This is a genomic window from Escherichia sp. GZ89 (assembly GCF_019366485.1).
Taxonomy (GTDB): Bacteria; Pseudomonadota; Gammaproteobacteria; order Enterobacterales; family Enterobacteriaceae; genus Escherichia; species Escherichia fergusonii.
The window spans coordinates 19046-36543 of the sequence record NZ_JAEOHX010000004.1 but is presented as its reverse complement, the minus strand read 5'-3'; the positions used below and the strand labels follow the sequence as shown (position 1 = coordinate 36543).

The 17498-nt window shown below is 47.9% G+C and carries 18 protein-coding genes and 3 tRNA genes; 7 read left to right on the top strand and 14 right to left on the bottom strand.

The genetic code is table 11. From position 1 onward, the window contains the following. Positions 1-207 precede the first annotated feature (207 nt). The 4 genes from alx to K0335_RS08435 form a co-directional block, all read right to left on the bottom strand. Positions 208-1176: a TerC family membrane protein Alx gene (gene alx / locus K0335_RS08450; protein ID WP_001098799.1), complete on the bottom strand. Its 969-nt coding sequence runs from the start codon at positions 1174-1176 to the stop codon at positions 208-210. Positions 1177-1459: 283 nt separating this feature from the next. Continuing rightward, positions 1460-2446, bottom strand: coding sequence for a Gfo/Idh/MocA family protein (locus K0335_RS08445; protein WP_219393792.1), 987 nt, complete (start codon positions 2444-2446; stop codon positions 1460-1462). A gap of 78 nt (positions 2447-2524) precedes the next feature. Then, entirely contained in the window at positions 2525-3217 is a 693-nt protein-coding gene (locus K0335_RS08440) for a vancomycin high temperature exclusion protein (protein WP_046076396.1), read from the bottom strand. Between the two features lie 76 nt (positions 3218-3293). Next, positions 3294-3797 (bottom strand): M48 family metallopeptidase, encoded by a 504-nt coding sequence (locus K0335_RS08435; protein WP_104919921.1) that lies wholly within the window; start codon positions 3795-3797, stop codon positions 3294-3296. 84 nt (positions 3798-3881) lie between these two features. On the opposite strand from K0335_RS08435, the gene rlmG reads away from it, so the two are divergent. Both rlmG and K0335_RS08425 read left to right on the top strand, forming a co-directional pair. Beyond that, positions 3882-5018 carry a 23S rRNA (guanine(1835)-N(2))-methyltransferase RlmG gene (rlmG, locus tag K0335_RS08430; RefSeq protein ID WP_104919922.1) on the top strand — a complete coding sequence of 379 codons (1137 nt, stop codon included), beginning with the start codon at positions 3882-3884 and terminating at the stop codon, positions 5016-5018. A gap of 162 nt (positions 5019-5180) precedes the next feature. Next, the gene (locus tag K0335_RS08425) at positions 5181-5969 is read left to right on the top strand and encodes a hypothetical protein (protein WP_219393791.1); all 789 of its coding nucleotides are present in this window, start codon (positions 5181-5183) and stop codon (positions 5967-5969) included. Between the two features lie 83 nt (positions 5970-6052). Here the strand turns inward: K0335_RS08425 and opgB are convergent, their stop codons facing one another. The 6 genes from opgB to K0335_RS08395 all read right to left on the bottom strand — a co-directional run bounded on the left by opgB (position 6053) and on the right by K0335_RS08395 (position 11770). Continuing rightward, entirely contained in the window at positions 6053-8344 is a 2292-nt protein-coding gene (gene opgB / locus K0335_RS08420; protein ID WP_104919923.1) for a phosphatidylglycerol--membrane-oligosaccharide glycerophosphotransferase, read from the bottom strand. 253 nt (positions 8345-8597) lie between these two features. Beyond that, a complete protein-coding gene (locus tag K0335_RS08415) occupies positions 8598-9092 on the bottom strand; it encodes a DUF2501 domain-containing protein (protein WP_000858933.1) in 495 nt (164 codons plus the stop codon). A 50-nt stretch (positions 9093-9142) separates the two neighbouring features. Next, positions 9143-9880 carry a DNA replication protein DnaC gene (gene dnaC, locus K0335_RS08410; RefSeq protein ID WP_002431706.1) on the bottom strand — a complete coding sequence of 246 codons (738 nt, stop codon included), beginning with the start codon at positions 9878-9880 and terminating at the stop codon, positions 9143-9145. Positions 9881-9882: 2 nt separating this feature from the next. Next, entirely contained in the window at positions 9883-10422 is a 540-nt protein-coding gene (gene dnaT / locus K0335_RS08405) for a primosomal protein DnaT (protein WP_000098569.1), read from the bottom strand. 107 nt (positions 10423-10529) lie between these two features. Beyond that, positions 10530-11003 carry a threonine/serine exporter gene (locus K0335_RS08400; RefSeq protein ID WP_000538172.1) on the bottom strand — a complete coding sequence of 158 codons (474 nt, stop codon included), beginning with the start codon at positions 11001-11003 and terminating at the stop codon, positions 10530-10532. Then, entirely contained in the window at positions 10994-11770 is a 777-nt protein-coding gene (locus K0335_RS08395) for a threonine/serine exporter ThrE family protein (protein ID WP_001192845.1), read from the bottom strand. The genes K0335_RS08400 and K0335_RS08395 overlap by 10 nt, the downstream gene beginning before the upstream one ends. 289 nt (positions 11771-12059) lie before the next feature. Between K0335_RS08395 and pobA the strand changes: the two genes are divergently transcribed. From pobA to bglJ, 4 genes are all read left to right on the top strand, one after another. Beyond that, positions 12060-13244: a 4-hydroxybenzoate 3-monooxygenase gene (pobA, locus tag K0335_RS08390; protein WP_000857123.1), complete on the top strand. Its 1185-nt coding sequence runs from the start codon at positions 12060-12062 to the stop codon at positions 13242-13244. Between the two features lie 10 nt (positions 13245-13254). Further along, a complete protein-coding gene (locus K0335_RS08385; protein ID WP_176912998.1) occupies positions 13255-14169 on the top strand; it encodes a helix-turn-helix domain-containing protein in 915 nt (304 codons plus the stop codon). Between the two features lie 202 nt (positions 14170-14371). Continuing rightward, positions 14372-15097 (top strand): response regulator transcription factor, encoded by a 726-nt coding sequence (locus tag K0335_RS08380; protein ID WP_000936673.1) that lies wholly within the window; start codon positions 14372-14374, stop codon positions 15095-15097. Next, positions 15055-15726 (top strand): DNA-binding transcriptional activator BglJ, encoded by a 672-nt coding sequence (bglJ, locus tag K0335_RS08375; RefSeq protein ID WP_024256742.1) that lies wholly within the window; start codon positions 15055-15057, stop codon positions 15724-15726. The genes K0335_RS08380 and bglJ overlap by 43 nt, the downstream gene beginning before the upstream one ends. Positions 15727-15785: 59 nt before the next feature. Here the strand turns inward: bglJ and fhuF are convergent, their stop codons facing one another. Beyond that, entirely contained in the window at positions 15786-16574 is a 789-nt protein-coding gene (gene fhuF, locus K0335_RS08370) for a siderophore-iron reductase FhuF (protein ID WP_104919924.1), read from the bottom strand. A gap of 140 nt (positions 16575-16714) precedes the next feature. On the opposite strand from fhuF, the gene K0335_RS08365 reads away from it, so the two are divergent. Then, the gene (locus tag K0335_RS08365) at positions 16715-16951 is read left to right on the top strand and encodes a DUF1435 domain-containing protein (protein WP_141095959.1); all 237 of its coding nucleotides are present in this window, start codon (positions 16715-16717) and stop codon (positions 16949-16951) included. Positions 16952-16989: 38 nt separating this feature from the next. On the opposite strand, the gene K0335_RS08360 is transcribed toward K0335_RS08365, so the two are convergent. The 3 genes from K0335_RS08360 to K0335_RS08350 all read right to left on the bottom strand — a co-directional run bounded on the left by K0335_RS08360 (position 16990) and on the right by K0335_RS08350 (position 17312). After that, positions 16990-17076 (bottom strand) — tRNA-Leu (locus tag K0335_RS08360). Positions 17077-17110: 34 nt separating this feature from the next. Continuing rightward, positions 17111-17197, bottom strand: a tRNA-Leu gene (locus K0335_RS08355). Between the two features lie 28 nt (positions 17198-17225). Further along, positions 17226-17312 (bottom strand) — tRNA-Leu (locus K0335_RS08350). Between the last annotated feature and the right edge of the window lie 186 nt (positions 17313-17498).

The window sequence follows — 17498 nt, the reverse complement described above, 5'->3', positions numbered from 1 at the left end:
TTTTGTGATCCTTGGTGTGATGTTGCTCATCCAATGTGCGCTTTGTTAGTGCATCTTTCTGGATGTAATAAGGTGTTTACCTGAGTGAGTATAAGGAAAGATTACGTTCGGGGAAGCGTAAAATGCTGGAAATTACGCGGCGCGTCATAGTTTTTAACTAAATTATTACATTTGTGCCGGGAAGCGTTGCACTTCCCGGCGCTTTGGTTACTGCATCTGTTGTTTTTTATCGTGCTGATAATTCACCCAGGCATTGACGATAAGAGTCAGTACCAGAATGCCAAACACCACACCCAGCGAAACGGCGATCGGAATATGGTAGAAGTCGACAATCAGCATCTTGATACCGATAAACACCAGAATCACCGCCAGACCATATTTGAGCATCGAGAAACGTTCTGCTACGCCCGCCAGCAGGAAATACATCGCACGCAGGCCGAGGATCGCAAACAGGTTTGAGGTCAGCACAATAAACGGATCGGTGGTCACGGCGAAGATAGCCGGAATGCTATCCACGGCGAAAATCACGTCGCTCAACTCCACCAGAATCAGTACCAGCATCAGCGGCGTGGCATACAACAAACCATTCTTACGCACAAAGAAATGCTCGTTGTCGATGGTGTCGGTCATGCGCAAATGACCGCGCAGCCAGCGCACCAGCGGCTTGTCGCCAATGCCTGATTCATCTTCATGGGCGAGCGCCATCTTCACACCGGTAAACAGGAGGAAGGCACCGAAGATATACAGGATCCAGTCGAACTGCGAAATCAGCCAACTGCCAGTGAAGATCATGATGGTACGCAGAACAATCGCCCCGAGTACGCCATACACCAGCACGCGCCGTTGTAACGCCGCCGGGACAGAGAAATAGCTGAACAACATCAGCCAGACAAAGACGTTATCGACCGCCAGCGATTTCTCAATCAGATAACCGGTGAGAAAGGCTAGTGCCTGTGGATCGGCAACGGCGCGACCTTCGGTTTGCACCAGATACCACCAGAAAGCGGCGTTAAACAGTAATGACAGCGTCACCCAGACCAGCGACCAGGCCGCAGCCTGTTTCATGGTCATGGCATGTGCCCCACGACGCCCCTGTAACAACAGGTCGATAGCCAGCATAATGGCGACAACAACAGCGAATCCGCCCCATAACAATGGCGTGCCGACAGTATTCATAGAAGTTCCTTACACATAAAAAAAACGGCCAACGTCGGAAGACGTCAGCCGCTGCTTTTTATGCATAGACCTCGCCTTCCGGCAAGGTCTCACTTACAACAAAAAAGGAATACGTCTGCGTATTCCTTTCGGGTTGCCCGGTGACCGGATGTGGTTTTTCACACATCGTAATGACGATCGACCGACAATGAAGTTACTCCCCTTTGCAGGTAACAAAGTATGACAGACCATTCACCCAGTCAATGGTCTGTTACATGCCTTTTACACTGCTTTACGGTAACCATTATTGTTTTACGCTATCTGCCGGAAAAATCACCCCCGTCTGGCGGCGGATCTCGGTCAGCAGTTTGGCGGTGATGCGACTGACCGCCAACCCTGGATGATCCACCAGATGTTCATCCACCAGTTCAGCAAACAGCTCTGCTTCGTAGAGCATGGTATTAATATGCTGCGGCTGAGTGAGATCCTGCATCTGGCTGCCGCGCGGCACAAAACACACTTTCTGGCATTCAGACAGTTTTTCAATCACCAGCGATCCCGCTTCGCCCTGAATCTCGCTTGCCAGGACAGAATCGCTCACTTTTGAGTGCTGCAACGTAACGCTGAAATCACCGTAATCCATCACCACCACGCCGTGGGCATCCACACCGCTTGCCAGCAAACTGGCGGTCGCTTGCACGCTTTTCGGCTCACCAAATAACGCCACCGCCGACGCCAGACAGTAAAAGCCGATATCCATAATTGAACCGTTGGAGAATGCCGGATTGAAGGTGTTGGGATTCTCGCCGTCCAGATAACGCTGATATCGCGAGGAATACTGGCAATAGTTGAAAAAGACTTTACGCAATTTGCCGACTTTCGGCAGCGCCTGGCGCAACAAATGAAAATTCGGCAGGCTGGCGGTTTTAAATGCCTCAAACAGCACCACCTGATTTTCCCGCGCACAGGTAATGGCTGCATCCACTTCCGCCAGATTCGACGCCAGCGGTTTCTCGCAAATCACATGTATCTTGTGGCTAAGGAAAAGTTGTGTCTGGGAAAAGTGCAGGGCATTCGGGCTGGCAATATACACCGCGTCAATGGCATCGCTTTTCGCCATCGCTTCCAGCGACGTAAACAGATGCTCGACAGAAAAATCATTGGCGAAGTGCTGGGCCTGTTCAAGGCTGCGGGAATAGACGGTGGTTAACTTGTATTTACCGCTCTCATGGGCGGCCTCGACGAACTGGCGGGTGATCCAGTTCGTGCCAATCACAGCGAAACGTATCATAACGCGTGGATACTCCATAAAGGGATTCTGCCGTCAATGTAGCACGCCTTTTTCATCTTCGACGTGCGCAGATACGCATTATTTCTGCGCCGGACAGCCATGCTGGCTAAACGGCCCAATCATGACCGACGGCCCGAGATATTTCGGCTGTCGATGGAGGATTTTCGCATCAATCACCGCGCTGACTCTGGCAAGTTTTTCCCGCAGTTGAGTATATAAACCGTGCTTCATATTCAGGTCCGGCGCGTTAAAGCCGATGGCATCAATGCCGTATTGCTTTGCCAGCCAGATGGCGCGTTGGTTATGAAATTCTTGCGAAATAATGGTGATATGGTTTTCCCCAAACACTTTTTTGGCACGCACTACCGAATCAAGCGTTGAGAATCCGGCATAGTCGCAGAAGATCACTTTTGCTGGTACGCCTTTAGCGATCAAAGCCTGCTGCATGCCTGACGCTTCATCGTAATTTTTACGTCCGTTATCGCCACTGACCAGCAGCCATTTCACTTTTCCGGCGTGGTACAACTCTGCTGCGGTATCAATACGTCGGGTAAAGTAGCGATTACCCGGCCTCGCCCCCAACAATAAACCCACGTTACGCGCCGGAACGGCGTTAACATCGCTCCAGGTCAGCTGTTTGCTGGCGTTGACCATTGCGCGATCGGCGATAAAAATTGTCGCTCCTGCCACAAGTAACAGTAAGCAGGCAATCTTTAGAGTCCGGCGAGAAAAACAAACGCGGCGAAGAAGGCGGGCAAATGCGCGCAGCATGGTCGTTATCCTTAACGAAAGGGGGGAGGTCGATTTTAGGCGCTAAAGGAGGAAAAGATAACGCCTGAAATTATTTTCAGATTTTGTCCTGCCCAAGCGACAACTGCGTTAGCCACAGCCGGGTGTCGAACTCAAGCTGGTGGTACTGCGGTTCCATATGACCGCACAACTGGTAAAACGCTTTGTTGTGCTCTTTCTCCTTCAGGTGCGCCAATTCGTGCACCACGATCATGCGCAAAAACGGTTCCGGCGCGTTACGAAACACAGTAGCGACGCGGATCTCTGCTTTTGCTTTCAGCTTGCCGCCCTGCACACGCGAAACAGCGGTATGTAACCCGAGCGCGTTTTTCAGCACATGAATCTTATTGTCATACATCACCTTATTGATCGGCGGGGCATTGCGCAGAAACTGATTTTTTAGATCCTGGGTATATTGCCAGAGGGCTTTATCGGTGGCGTAGTCGTGTGTTCCCGGATAGCGTTTTGCCAGCACATCGCCCAGACGCTGTTCGTTAATCAGCGTTCGCACCTGGGAAAGCAGCTGCTCGGGATAACCCTGAAGATAAGTAAGATTGCTCATAACCGCCCACGAAAAAGAGAAAAAGGGTATACTCACGCACCCTTTTCAGGGGCAATGTCAAAATTTTACCATTCAGGAGGGCCGATGAGCCACTTAGACAACGGTTTCCGTTCACTGACACTAAAACGTTTTCCGGCGACGGATGACGTTAACCCGCTACAGGCGTGGGAAGCGGCAGATGAATATTTGCTGCAACAGTTGGACGACACAGAAATCCGCGGCCCGGTGTTGATCCTGAATGATGCCTTTGGTGCGTTAAGCTGTGCGCTGGCGGAACATAAGCCGTACAGCATTGGCGACTCATACATCAGCGAACTGGCAACGCGTGAGAATTTACGCCTCAACGGGATTGATGAATCGAGCGTGAAGTTTCTCGACAGCACCGCCGACTACCCGCAACAGCCGGGAGTGGTGCTAATCAAAGTACCGAAAACACTGGCATTGCTGGAACAGCAACTGCGTGCGCTGCGCAAAGTGGTCACGTCGGATACACGTATTATTGCCGGTGCCAAAGCCCGTGACATTCACACCTCCACGCTGGAGCTGTTCGAAAAAGTGCTCGGCCCGACCACCACCACGCTGGCATGGAAGAAAGCGCGCCTGATTAACTGCACTTTCAACGAGCCGCCGCTGGCTGATGCGCCGCAGACCGTTAGCTGGAAGCTGGAAGGTACTGACTGGACTATCCACAACCATGCGAATGTCTTCTCTCGCACCGGGCTGGATATTGGCGCGCGCTTCTTTATGCAACATCTGCCAGAGAATCTCGAAGGTGAGATTGTCGATCTCGGTTGCGGTAATGGCGTTATTGGCCTGACGCTGCTTGATAAAAACCCGCAGGCGAAAGTGGTGTTTGTCGATGAATCACCGATGGCGGTTGCTTCCAGCCGTTTGAACGTAGAAACCAACATGCCAGAGGCGTTGGATCGCTGTGAGTTTATGATCAACAACGCGCTCTCCGGCGTGGAGCCTTTCCGCTTTAATGCTGTGCTCTGCAACCCGCCGTTTCATCAGCAACATGCGCTGACTGATAACGTCGCCTGGGAGATGTTCCACCATGCCCGCCGCTGCCTGAAAATCAACGGCGAGCTGTATATCGTTGCCAACCGTCACCTGGATTACTTCCATAAACTGAAGAAGATTTTCGGCAACTGCACCACTATTGCGACGAATAAAAAATTTGTGGTGCTGAAAGCGGTGAAGCTGGGGCGTCGTCGGTAAGTCTTGTTTGTAATGCCGGATCAGGTGTCAGTTCCTGGTCCGGTAAATATTGGTTTACTTCTTGCTTGCCGGGTACTGGTCATTGGTGACGTTGCGTGAAAGTAATTAAAGCGTATTATTCCACAAGAAATAATGCACTTTAATTATAGGTCGTGTGAATATATGAAGGGATTCTTTAAAGCAAAAGGAATTAATGGCGCAATTAATATTGGTGCGTTCATTAGTTTTATTACCTCTTTTATGACCTTTCTCCCCTTTTTTTTACCGTCAAGTTTAGTTTCGAATAACATTTTCTACACGGTGATAAATATATTTATCGCCATAATGTGGTTAATTATTTCCGTTGGGATTTATAAAAAAATACAGATTTGTGCCTGGCTGTCCATATTTTTTTATATTGTAAATCAATGTGCTATTATTTTTGATACGGGATACACACGGTTCAATCTGCTGTGGCCTTTGGGTATTTATTTTTTTTGCTGCACCGTTGTGGCTGTTCGACTTTCTTCTCGGGAGAGAAAAGAAGGAATTAGTCTTGAATACCGACTGAGGAAAGATGCTTTTAAACTCTTCATCGCTATGGTGTTGGTTTTTGGGGCCGGAGTGTTTATCTCGATGAAAATAAATGATTACTTAGTCCAGAATCTTTGGGGAGAGTATGTCAAAGCTATTGAGGTCGAAAGAGAAAGATCTAAACTACCGATTAAAATTGACAATAATGTAACGTTAATGAATTTTTATATTGAAGATAAATCATTGGTTATGGAATATGACACAAAGAATTTAAAAACATTAAATGCTACAGAATGGTACGATAAAACAAAAAGCGACTTTAAGCGTTTTTGTTGGGTAAACGTTATTCAGGTAAAAGGGTTTCAGGTAATATATCGTTTTACCCAGGGATATGAAAAAAGAGAGTTTAAATATAACGTTCTTGATTGTCGTAATTAAAAATTAATAGAAACAGCATGAGCGCGTTATCTGCCAGCGGTGGCGTACAAGTACTTGCACGCCACCGCTGGCACTCAAGCTCGCTAACCTTCACGCTCAACAACTTTGATTTCAACCATACCAATCCCCAGTTTTCGTGGTGAATGCCCCAGGATATTCCCCTCGTTGGTGGCGATGGGTTCCGGCGGCACAATTACTACGGTACTGGCGCTGTTGGGGTTATCAAAATGCAGCGTGGTAGTAGTGACTTCATTACCCAGCACCATTGTCTGTTCTTCATTACCAATGCGAACGGGTATCGGTTTGCTGGCGTTCGTGCCGTAGGCTTTGGCAGTAATCACCAAATCAAATTTCTTCGGCAGCGGTGCGTTGTATTCAATTTTCACTTCATCACCCAGTTGGGCGTTGGACCAACGTCCCCACGACTCCGGGCGGGAAATGCCACTGAATTGTTTTACCTCTTCCGGCGCGCCTGCGACATTAAAGATAAAACTGTCGGCTTTATAACGGATATCGTTATCAACAATTTTCAGCGTATCGACGTTATCTTTATAGCGCTCCATATCGATAACCGTATCTTTGAAAGCGGTTTTACCCTGCCATTGTGGTTTATCAACATGCTGTACACGTTGTTCTCCGCCCAGTTGCCCTTGAGAAACACACCAGTCGGTAGAGAGCGATAATTCAGGTGCCCACAGCCGCGCCATTTTGTAGCAGCGATCGACCCAGACAAAGTTATCGCGTGGGGCGAAGTCTGCCAGCTGGAAGCGCAGTGGGGCGGAATATTCACTTTCAGGCAGTGGTTCTACACGTTTATCGGAAACACGTAGCAGCAGCGGTAAGCGGAAATGGCTGCCAGAAAACGCAATGGTGTTTTTATCCTGATCGATTGTGAAAGACTTTATCTCTTTCGGGAATTTCCACAGGCGAATTATATCTGGCTTCCAGGCCAGTGTTTTCTCTTTGATATTCAGGAAAATTTCTGACATCGACTGCCCGGACAGACTGCTACGGCCAAGACCAAGAAAATTATCGCCACCAAGAATATCCAGTACGGTTGCGCCGTTATCCATTGTATTACGCTTCACCGCCAGCGTTTCCTGTTGTGGTTTATCACCGCGCAGTACAAAAAACAGGTTATTACGATCCTGTTTGTTCAGGTATTTCCACGCCGTGTTATTCATTGCCAGATGATCTGACGAAACCACAATCACCGTGTTTTTAAACCACGGCGATGCTTTGATTTTATTAATGAAAGTAGCAATGTTTTCCTGGCTGCAGCTCACTGCGCTAAACGATTGATTTTGTTTACCATCAAAGTCATACCGTTTGCGATTGCAGGTACGGGAGATAAAACCGTCAGGGTGGTGAGTGTCCACCGTCAGTGTGAATAATGAAAACCGCTGACCAGACCGGGAAAGCTCTTCAAATTTTTTCCAGGCTTCATCAAGCACCGTATCGTCGTAAAAGCCCCAGTCATTGCGGTAGGTTGGATCGGCTACGACACCTTTTAACTCTTCTGCACCGTACAGATGATCAAAACCGTGAGATTTCAGGAACACATCTTTGCCCGCAAAGCGCAAATTGGCCCCCTGGACAAAATAATTCTGATAACCGGAGTTTTTCAGGATATCGCCAAGACAGATATTTTGTGGAAAGAAGCTGGAAACTGACGCCGAGGCGTTACCCTCAAAAGGCGCAAACAGAGGAATTCCACACTGCGAGGCAACCATTCCGGCAATGGTGTAATCCGTACCAGGTAGCTGCATCGTGTGGCTGAAATCCATGCTTTCATTTTTAATTGCCCCCAGCTCTGGCGTCAGATCCGGGAAGGCCTCGTTATCAAAATAGGTGCGCTCAAGACTTTCGCCATAGATATACACCAGATTCAGTTTCGGATTCGGGATCGTTTTTGCCGGTTCTTTGTAGTAAATAGCAAAATCGGGATCGCCATCGCGAGTCTGCGACTTAACCAGTTCCGTAATCTGCCGAAATGCCGGACTGGCATCTACAGAGCCCAGCGCTAAGAGCAGAGCCAGTAAGCTATAACCAAAATGGTGCGGGTGATGACGACGACGGCGCAGGATCCAACCCAGCGAAACAAAAACTGCAGTCAGCGCCAGCACAATACCAACGCCTGGCAGAATATACTTGCCAATGCCCGCGCCAGTCAGGCTATTTGTCAGCGTGTAAAGCACTGCATCATTGATGCCGTCACCAGTAAAATAATCGCTGGCATATAGGGTGATATTGAGCACAACAAATAACCCAAGCACCGTCAGCGTGGCGGCAAACCACCAGGTGTTACGACCTGCTTTCCAGGCATAAATCAGCACGGAAGCGAGGAAAAGGGCAAAGGAGAGTAACTCTGACAACTGACGATCCTCTTTCAATCCAGCGGGCAACTGGCAGACAATCTTTTTACTGGTTGCACAATGTAACGACGATGTCACATTGCCGCAATTGTAGTGTCAAAAAAATCAATTTTTGTTCAGATTTGGTTTATAAATAAACTTTTTTGATCACCGTCACTGCTTGTGAGCGAGTGGCTGAAAGGACCTGGAGATAAGAAAAAATGCGGTTAACGCCACGTTACTCCTCAAAAGGTTAAAACGTGGCGTTGAATTATCAGGAAATAAAGTTCAGCCCTTGTTTTAAGACCAAATCGCAGGCCTTAGTTTTCACTTTTTCCGCCAGTGGTGTTGAGCCAATATTGTCGAGATTCAGTTGCTGACCATCTTTGGTTTTCAACAAACCAGCGATGCCATCCAGATAGTTGCTATCCTCTTTTTGCTTTTCGCTACTGAGTCCCAGTTTTTCCAGCACCTGATTTTTGACATTTTCAGCATCGGTAACGGAAGCCAGTTTTTGCTTCACGCAGTATTGCAGAATACCCGCTACGTTATTCATATTGCCTGAGCTGAGTGCCTGATTGTCGCCATTAAGCAGGCCCGTTAGCGTGGCAAGAGAAAGCCCGCCTTGTTGTCCAGACGAGGTGTTTTGCTTATTCAGTTCACTGGCGGCGCTGGCAAGAGAATCTTTCCATGACGCAGCAAAAGTACTGGTGCTTAATAATGCACTGGCGGCAAACGCGCAGCACAGCAGATATTTTGTTGTTTTCATCCTGATGACTCTTTGTGTTGTTGCTTCTGGCGCAACGGCGCGCCAGAGAATTAATATTCTTTACCGGTCACACGGCTGCGGTAACTTTCCCAGTTGAAGATCACCCATAAGCTATTGCCCAGGCGCATACGATCCATCACGCGTTCGCCAAGTAGCTTTGTCATCTCTTCCATATTGCTGTTGGTTAACATTCCGGTTGGACGCTTGGAGGATGAGCGGCGATCCACGATCTGGTTAATGATCACTTTTTCATAGCGCGATTCAGTTTGTACCCCGATCTCGTCGATCACGAGTAGATCGACATTACTGAGATCATTAAGCAGTTGTTCTTCCGTTGTTTCACGATTTGTGAAGGTGTCTTTCATAGCAGACATAATGTCTGCAACGGTAATGATTAATACCGATTTCCCACGTAGCAGCAGTTCATTACAGATTGCCGCCGCCAGGTGGTTTTTACCTGTTCCCGGTTTGCCAGAGAAGATAAAGCTGGCGATGTTACCGTCAAACTCTTCCACATACTGTCGTGCTTTGCTCAGAGCGTTCATTTGCCCTTCGCACTCCACAACGTAGTTTTCAAACGAACAGTTTTGATGCAAAGGACGAATACCTGAACGGTTGAAGGTACGCTGCATTTTCATCGCCCGGTTTTCTCGAGCCAGGGCGGCGGCACGGATCGCGCCCTGTTCTTTCTGCCAGGCCAGCAGTTCTTCACCTGTGGTAAAAGCAGGCTTGATATGCTCAGGCATCATCTTTTGCAGACGTTTCATCAGATCGCCAACGTTTTTCATGGTCATCCTCTAAAACCGGGTGGAATTTGATTGTCAGGTTCACTGACCGTGTTTACATCTCGTTTCGGCATACCGCCATTGCTGGCCCGGCTGATTTGGACACTGCGTGCCAGCTTTTGTTGCCACTGTACATGATGAAAAACTTTCCCTTCCGCCTGCCAGTAAGCAACAAAAGAAGCCAGTTCTGCCGCTGTGACGGGTTCTCTTAATGCAACACCCCATAGTGCCGCCAGTCGCTGAAAATCAGCATCTGGCTGCCAGTCGGCATACATGGCAAATTTCCCCATCGGCACTGCAACAGGAGTAGATTGTGGTTCTTCAAACAACTGCGCATCCAACGCGACATCACTACCTGGTTGCGATAATTTTTCTTCAAGTGCCAGCAATGCCGCCAGACGATCCGGGGTGATGGCGTAAAAGGCGGGAGCATTATTGGCAAATACCGCTACCGTACCACTCGCAGATTTGGCCAGCACGGCAGCATGATCCTGTACCAGGGCGTCAATGCCGATAACGTCCGGGGTCAAAATTCTGGAAGACATACTATTTCTCAAAAGTGGAATAACACACGAGAAGGGAGATCTACTAATAGTATCACACAGAAGACAGAGATCGGCAGGATGCTGCGCCGATCTCCAACATCACGTCGTTATACCCGTGGGCGTTTGCGATACAACCATAGCCCTGGTACAGAGAGGCCAATAGAAAGCGCCCCGACGATAGAAGAGGCTTTCAGGAAATTGGTCAACAGGGTAATCATTAATGTTTCGCTGTACCCAAAATGGCTAATTTGTACTGCCGATATCATCGCTGTATACGCCGGAATACCTGGAAACATCGGAATCACTGCTGCCACAGTAAAAACCTTTGGATGCGCGAGATACCAGCGCGACCACTGAATACCGATACTGCCAACCAACAGTGAGGCCATAAATGTTGACCATTCAATATTGAAATCAGCAGCCATCATAATCATCCGCGAACCATGACCAATGGCACCGAGGAGCCCACACCATGGCAGTGCCCGATGCGGCACATTAAACACCATGGCAAAGCCGATGGCAGGAATTGCCGCCAGAATCATGTCTTGCATTAGTGCAAGCAGAAAATCAATCACACCCATCCGCGAAGTCCCCATGCAGTTAATGCCATGACTACCCCCACACACGTTGCCAGCGTTAGCAAACTGGCGATTGCCCAACGCGCAAGACCTGTATTGATATGCCCTTTAAACATATCAGCGACAGAGTTGATTAACGGAAAGCCCGGCACCAGGAGCAACACACTGGCTGCCATCGCAATATTGGGCGTGTGGCTGAACATGGGGAGATTTAATAACAAACCCGAAATAGTGGTGGCGATAAAAGCTGTAATACAAAAGGTAATTTGGGGATGAAGGTGTCGTTGTGCCAGTGTCAGTCGTATATACATCGCTATCAGGCTGGCAAAAAATGTTACGACTGCGCCATCCCAACCCCCATTATTCAATTTACAAAAGCAGGCGCAGGAAAGACCGACCATGAATGCAACCAGCCATCGTGGATAGCGTAATGGTTTTATTTGACTGAAACGTCTCTCCACCCCTTTGTAATCCAGCAGCTTGTGTTCTGCGAGGATGACGATGTGTTGTACCTCTGTCACCACGTGCATATTTATACCGTGATCCTGGTTTTTACGGGTGGTGGTCAGGCAGTGCCCATCTTTAATGGTCGTCAGGACGATTGCGTTAGATGAGATTGCGCTTTCCACGCTGTCCATACCCAGCGCCCGACCAAGGCGGGTAGAGAGCTCCTCAACCAGTGCGCTTTCCGCACCATGTTGCAGCAAAAAAAGCCCGCACTGAATACATAATCGTGTGATCGACCGTTGTAACGATTGCTCTGTTTGCATGACTCACTCTGTTGTAAATCGCGATGACGTCTCGCCGGGTAGCAAAAGGCTTCTTTGTATCATGAAGCGTAACGACGGAGCCCACGTAAAAGATCAAATTTGCGGCGGAAAAATAAGCGTTCTGTGCAAAATCAGAACATGACCTGTGCCACAAAACGTACAAATTGGTGAAAAGTCCAAAAACTGTCGTCGATTTGCCCTTCTTTTTTTCTCCAGCTTCTCAAAAATGCAACATGAAACTTCCATTAAACATTATTGATACAAATAATTAACCATATGTGGAGGATTGATGAAAACTCAGGTGACTATTATAGGCGCAGGGCCTTCCGGGCTGTTATTGGGGCAGTTGTTGCATAAAGCGGGTATCCGCACCCTGATTATTGAGCGGCAAACACCAGAATATGTGCTTGGGCGGATTCGGGCCGGGATTCTGGAAAGTGGAACGGTAGATTTGTTGCGGGAAGCGGGTGTCGCGAAACGTATGGATCGGGAAGGGCTGATACATCATGGCGTGGAATTTATTTTTGATGGTAAACGCATTCCAGTTCCGCTCAGTGAATTGACCGATGGCAAAAACGTGATGGTCTACGGGCAAACGGAAGTCACTCGCGATTTGATGCAAGCGCGAAATGAGAGTGATGCGCCCACCATTTATGGCGTCAGTCAGGTCATGATTCACGATGCCAAAAGTGACCGACCCTCTGTCACCTTTGAAAAAGATGGCGAGCACTGCCGTGTAGAGTGTGACTTTATTGCCGGATGCGATGGTTTTCATGGCGTATCCCGGCAAAGTATTCCCCGTGATGTGATTCGTGAATACGAAAGTGTGTGGCCGTTCGGTTGGCTTGGTTTGTTGGCGGATACACCCCCGGTCAACCCGGAACTGATTTACGCGCATCATCAGCGTGGTTTTGTACTTTGTAGTCAGCGCTCACTAACCAGGAGCCGTTACTATTTGCAGGTGCCCCTCAGCGAGCAGGTCGAGGCATGGAGTGATGAACGTTTCTGGGCGGAGTTAAAGAGCCGTTTACCTCATGAGTTGGCAGAAAAGTTAGTGACTGGTCACTCACTGGAGAAAAGTATTGCGCCTTTGCGTAGTTATGTGGTGGAACCCATGCAATATGGCAAATTATTTCTGGTGGGGGATGCCGCACATATCGTGCCACCAACGGGAGCAAAAGGGTTAAATCTGGCTGCGTCTGATGTGAATTATCTCTGGCGTATCCTGACACAGTATTACCATGCCGGGCGGACCGATTTGCTGGCGCGTTATTCGCAACTGGCTTTGAATCGTGTCTGGAAGGGGGAACGTTTTAGCTGGTTTATGACGCATCTTCTGCATGACTTTCAGGACAAAAGTGAATTTGATCGCAAAATGCAGGAAGCAGATCGCCATTACTACCTGGAATCCGTTGCCGGACTGACCACTATTGCCGAGAACTATGTCGGTTTACCCTTTGAAAATGTTGGATAAAAAAGAAAATATGCAAAGTGTGGCAACAGTTCCGGTTTTTAAGCTCTATGGCGAACGGCAAGGCTGGCCCACGCCTGAGCTGCTGCATTGTGAATCTATTCATCAACGCAGCAGTCAGTATGAGTGGCATATTCGCGTGCATCAACATGCGGAACTGGTGCAGTTGCTCTATCTTCATCATGGGCAAGCGGAAATTGAAATTGAAGGTAAAACTACGGTCATGCAAGAGGCTTGCCTGCAAGTCGTTCCCGCATTATGCGTACATGGTTTTCGCTTTTCACCTTGCACTGAGGGTTATGTTCTCTCACTGGCCCCGCCACTGTTAAGTCATATGGAATCGCAATTTCCACGCCCGCTTTCGTTGTTAAACACTGCACAATGTTTTCCGGTCGGGCGGTCTCACGAGTACATCCGTACATTATTTGCGGCGTTACAACAGGAATATCATGAAGATAATGATGCCCGGGAAATGATGATGTTCTCTCTGTTGAGTGCACTGTTGGTATGGTTAACCAGGCAGGAACAGCCTCTTCGGCCACGTTCAGGGAGCAGTGAACGTAAGCGCAGTGTGATGCGCTTGTTCGCAAGGCAAATCGAAAGCCAGTATCGGGAACATTTACCGTTAAAAGAATATGCCCGGCGGACTGGTGTCTCGGTTACGCATTTAAATCAATTATGTCGTGAATTTCATAACTGTAGTGCATTAATGGTATTACACGAACGGTTGATTCTGGAGGCTAAACGCTGTCTGCAATACACCCAAATGACCATCAGCCAAATCGCAGATTATTTGGGTTTTAGCGATGTTGCTTATTTCTCGCGATTTTTTAAACGTCACACGTTGCTGTCACCTAAAGCATATCGTGGAATTATGAATAATTCAGATGACATTAGTGAAACTAACAATTTAATTAAGTTATTTTAAATGTGTTAGCGCTATAGCATAAGGTATTATGTGATACTACTCTCTTGATTTATACAATGAGGATTGTAGTATTATCGGCGAGTAAAAGGTATATTACGGACGAATTATTCACGGAGTCTATTAATTCATTATTTCCATCATTTTGATGTATATATTTATGGAACATGATTAACGACAAAACCAGTGAGACCAGGGAGGAAATATGTTGCCAGGATGCTGCACAAATGGAATTATTATCAGCAAAATACCTGTTATTCAAAGCGGGTTAAAAGGAATAATGAACACTCATTTTCCTGATTGTGATCTCTCATTCAGTTCGACGCCAGAAGAGGTCACGTTGTTGCAACTGCGTCGTTCTGATATCGCCATCGCAGATTTAACGGGTGAATGTAAAAATCCCCGGGTCATTTGCGAACAATTTTATACCTTAATTTCACAATATCGCGAGATCCACTGGATATTTCTGGTATCACGCTCTTATTACGCGCAGGCGGTCGAGTTTCTGATGTGTCCGACTGCGACGCTGCTATCGGATGTTGAACCTATCGATAGCCTGGTCAAAACCATTCGTACCGGTAATCTCCGTGGCGACAGAATCAGCAAAGCGTTGCTTTCTCCGGTTATTGACGAACCTCATGATTACAGTTTCCGTCCCGTTATTTTAACGCTCTCAGAGCGGAAGGTATTAAGGCTCCTTGGAAAAGGTTGGGGAATCAATCAGATCGCCTCCTTATTAAAGAAGAGTAATAAAACCATTAGCGCCCAGAAAAACAGTGCCATGCGTCGATTAGCAATTCATAGTAATGCTGAAATGTACGCATGGATCAATAGTTCTCAGGGAGCCAGAGAGCTGAACTTGCCTTCAGTCTACGGAGAAGCCACGGAATGGAAATCAACAGGAATTCAAAGAGAAATGTCGCACTTGTAGAAAAGTGTGTCATGAGCAGTGTGGGTATTAAAAGTTTATTTGATACTTTCCCTGGTTATCCTTACAGGTTATATACCTACTCGACACAAGATGCTTTTCGCATGGCGATGATGACAACAAGTTTTTCGGCTGTCATTTTTTCACTCTCAGCTATTCGTAAAGAACGCAGAGTGGGGTTGTCTTGCCTGAATGAACTGGCAAATAAAAATCCGCGTATGCGGCGGTTGGTTATTGCCGATGATGATATGGAAGCGCGCTTAATTAATTCATTATCACCATCACCGCTCGATGGGGTTTTAAGTAAGGCTTCAACATTACGGGTATTGCAAGAGGATCTTTATAACTCGTTAACCTGTATACGGCAGAAAAAAGATAGCGCGGGAAATCCGTGGTATCTCGACATGTTAAGCCCTACAGAGCGTGAAATATTACATTACATGTCGCGTGGATATTCAATGATGCAAATCGCTGCACAATTGAAACGTAATATTAAAACAATTCGGGCGCATAAATTTAACGTAATGGCGAAGTTGGGTGTCAATTCTGATGCTGGCCTACTTGATGCCGCCGATATTCTTCTTTATATGCACGGCACGCAATCCGAAAGTGCATTACCAACTGCAGTCTAAACGATAATGCCGGGTAAGTTGACCCGGCAGCGCGATTACTGGCAAATATTCACCCTCAGTTATTTCAGCGTACAGTCACCACATTGCTGCACATCCGGTAAGCGATAACGCTGGCAGCAAGTGCGGCGCACCAGCAGGCCGTCGCGCAGCACCACGGTACGCCAGAGTGGATTATCTTCACTGGTAGTGAGCGTTTTCTCAAAAAAGAGGGCATGGCGCAGCGATTCAACCGTCGCCTCGCCGAGCAACTGTTTCATCTCAGTCAGATACCAGTTGATCAAATAACCGGTATTACTCCAGATAAGTTTACCGTTAATTTCTCCAGTCGGTTCTAATGCTTGCACAACCGGAACAAGCGCCTTGCTAATTAACGTTTCCATTCGCTGCTGCGGTGAATGTGGTGTTGCGTTTTTATCTTCATACACATCGACCCAGAAACAGGCGGCGCGTCCGGTTTCGTGAAACTCAACGTGGAAATGTTCCGGCGACACATCTAATGCTTTTTCCTGCGTCAGCAGCGCCAGCATTAATGGCGGCACCATCAGGCCGATATACCATTGTGCCCATAGTGAGATCAGCGGTTTGTTCTCGCGGATCATCATCGGTTGATTGCGGTAGATATGATCGGAATAGACCGCCAGTAGAGAACTTAGCGTATTCGGTGATGACCATTGCGCCAGCGTCATGGCGTTAAGCGGAGCGGGTTCATCCAGACGGATAAACTCGAGCAAATGTTCACGATGTTCGGCGATCGTCGCCCGTACGGCTTGTGCAAGCCCAGCATCCTGCGGCTGGAGATGCGTTCGCCAGATAACATCTTCATAGAGCGGTGCGGAACGATAGGCCATAATCGGGATAGTAATCTAAATGATAATGATTGCTAATCCTAACGATAGGTTTATCCGATAGCAAGGGATTTCTCTGGCTTGCAAATGATAAAAATTATCATATGATATTGGTTATCATTATCAATGAAAGAGATGAAACCATGTTGCAACGTATGCTGGGCAGTGGTTGGGGAGTGTTGCTGCCGGGATTGCTGATTGCAGGGCTGATGTATGCGGATTTATCGCCGGATCAGTGGCGGATTGTCATTCTGATGGGATTGGTGTTGACGCCGGTGATGTTGTATCACAAACAGTTACGGCATTACATTTTGCTACCATCGTGCCTGGTGCTTATTGCTGGCGTCATGCTGATGATAATGAACGGGAATCAGGGATGATAAATCAAGGAAGAAACAAGAGAGGAAGTAAAGATAATTGGTGCGAGGGGGGGGACTTGAACCCCCACGTCCGTAAGGACACTAACACCTGAAGCTAGCGCGTCTACCAATTCCGCCACCTTCGCACAGTCATCTTACTTTTTTGGATATCGCCTCGTTTGGTGCGAGGGGGGGGACTTGAACCCCCACGTCCGAAAGGACACTAACACCTGAAGCTAGCGCGTCTACCAATTCCGCCACCTTCGCCCAGTGCGAGCAATATCAACGTGGTTTTTGGTGCGAGGGGGGGGACTTGAACCCCCACGTCCGTAAGGACACTAACACCTGAAGCTAGCGCGTCTACCAATTCCGCCACCTTCGCATACCATCAATTCTTAAAAAGAATTGCTACCACGGAGGCGCATTCTAGTGGTTTTCAGCTTTTCGTCAATAGTTAATTATCGCCAGATGTGTAATTGCTGGAAAAATGGCCATCGGCGGATTGTGGATAATTCGTTTGTCGGTCGGATAAGGCGTGTACGCCGCATCCGACACAGTATGCGGCGAC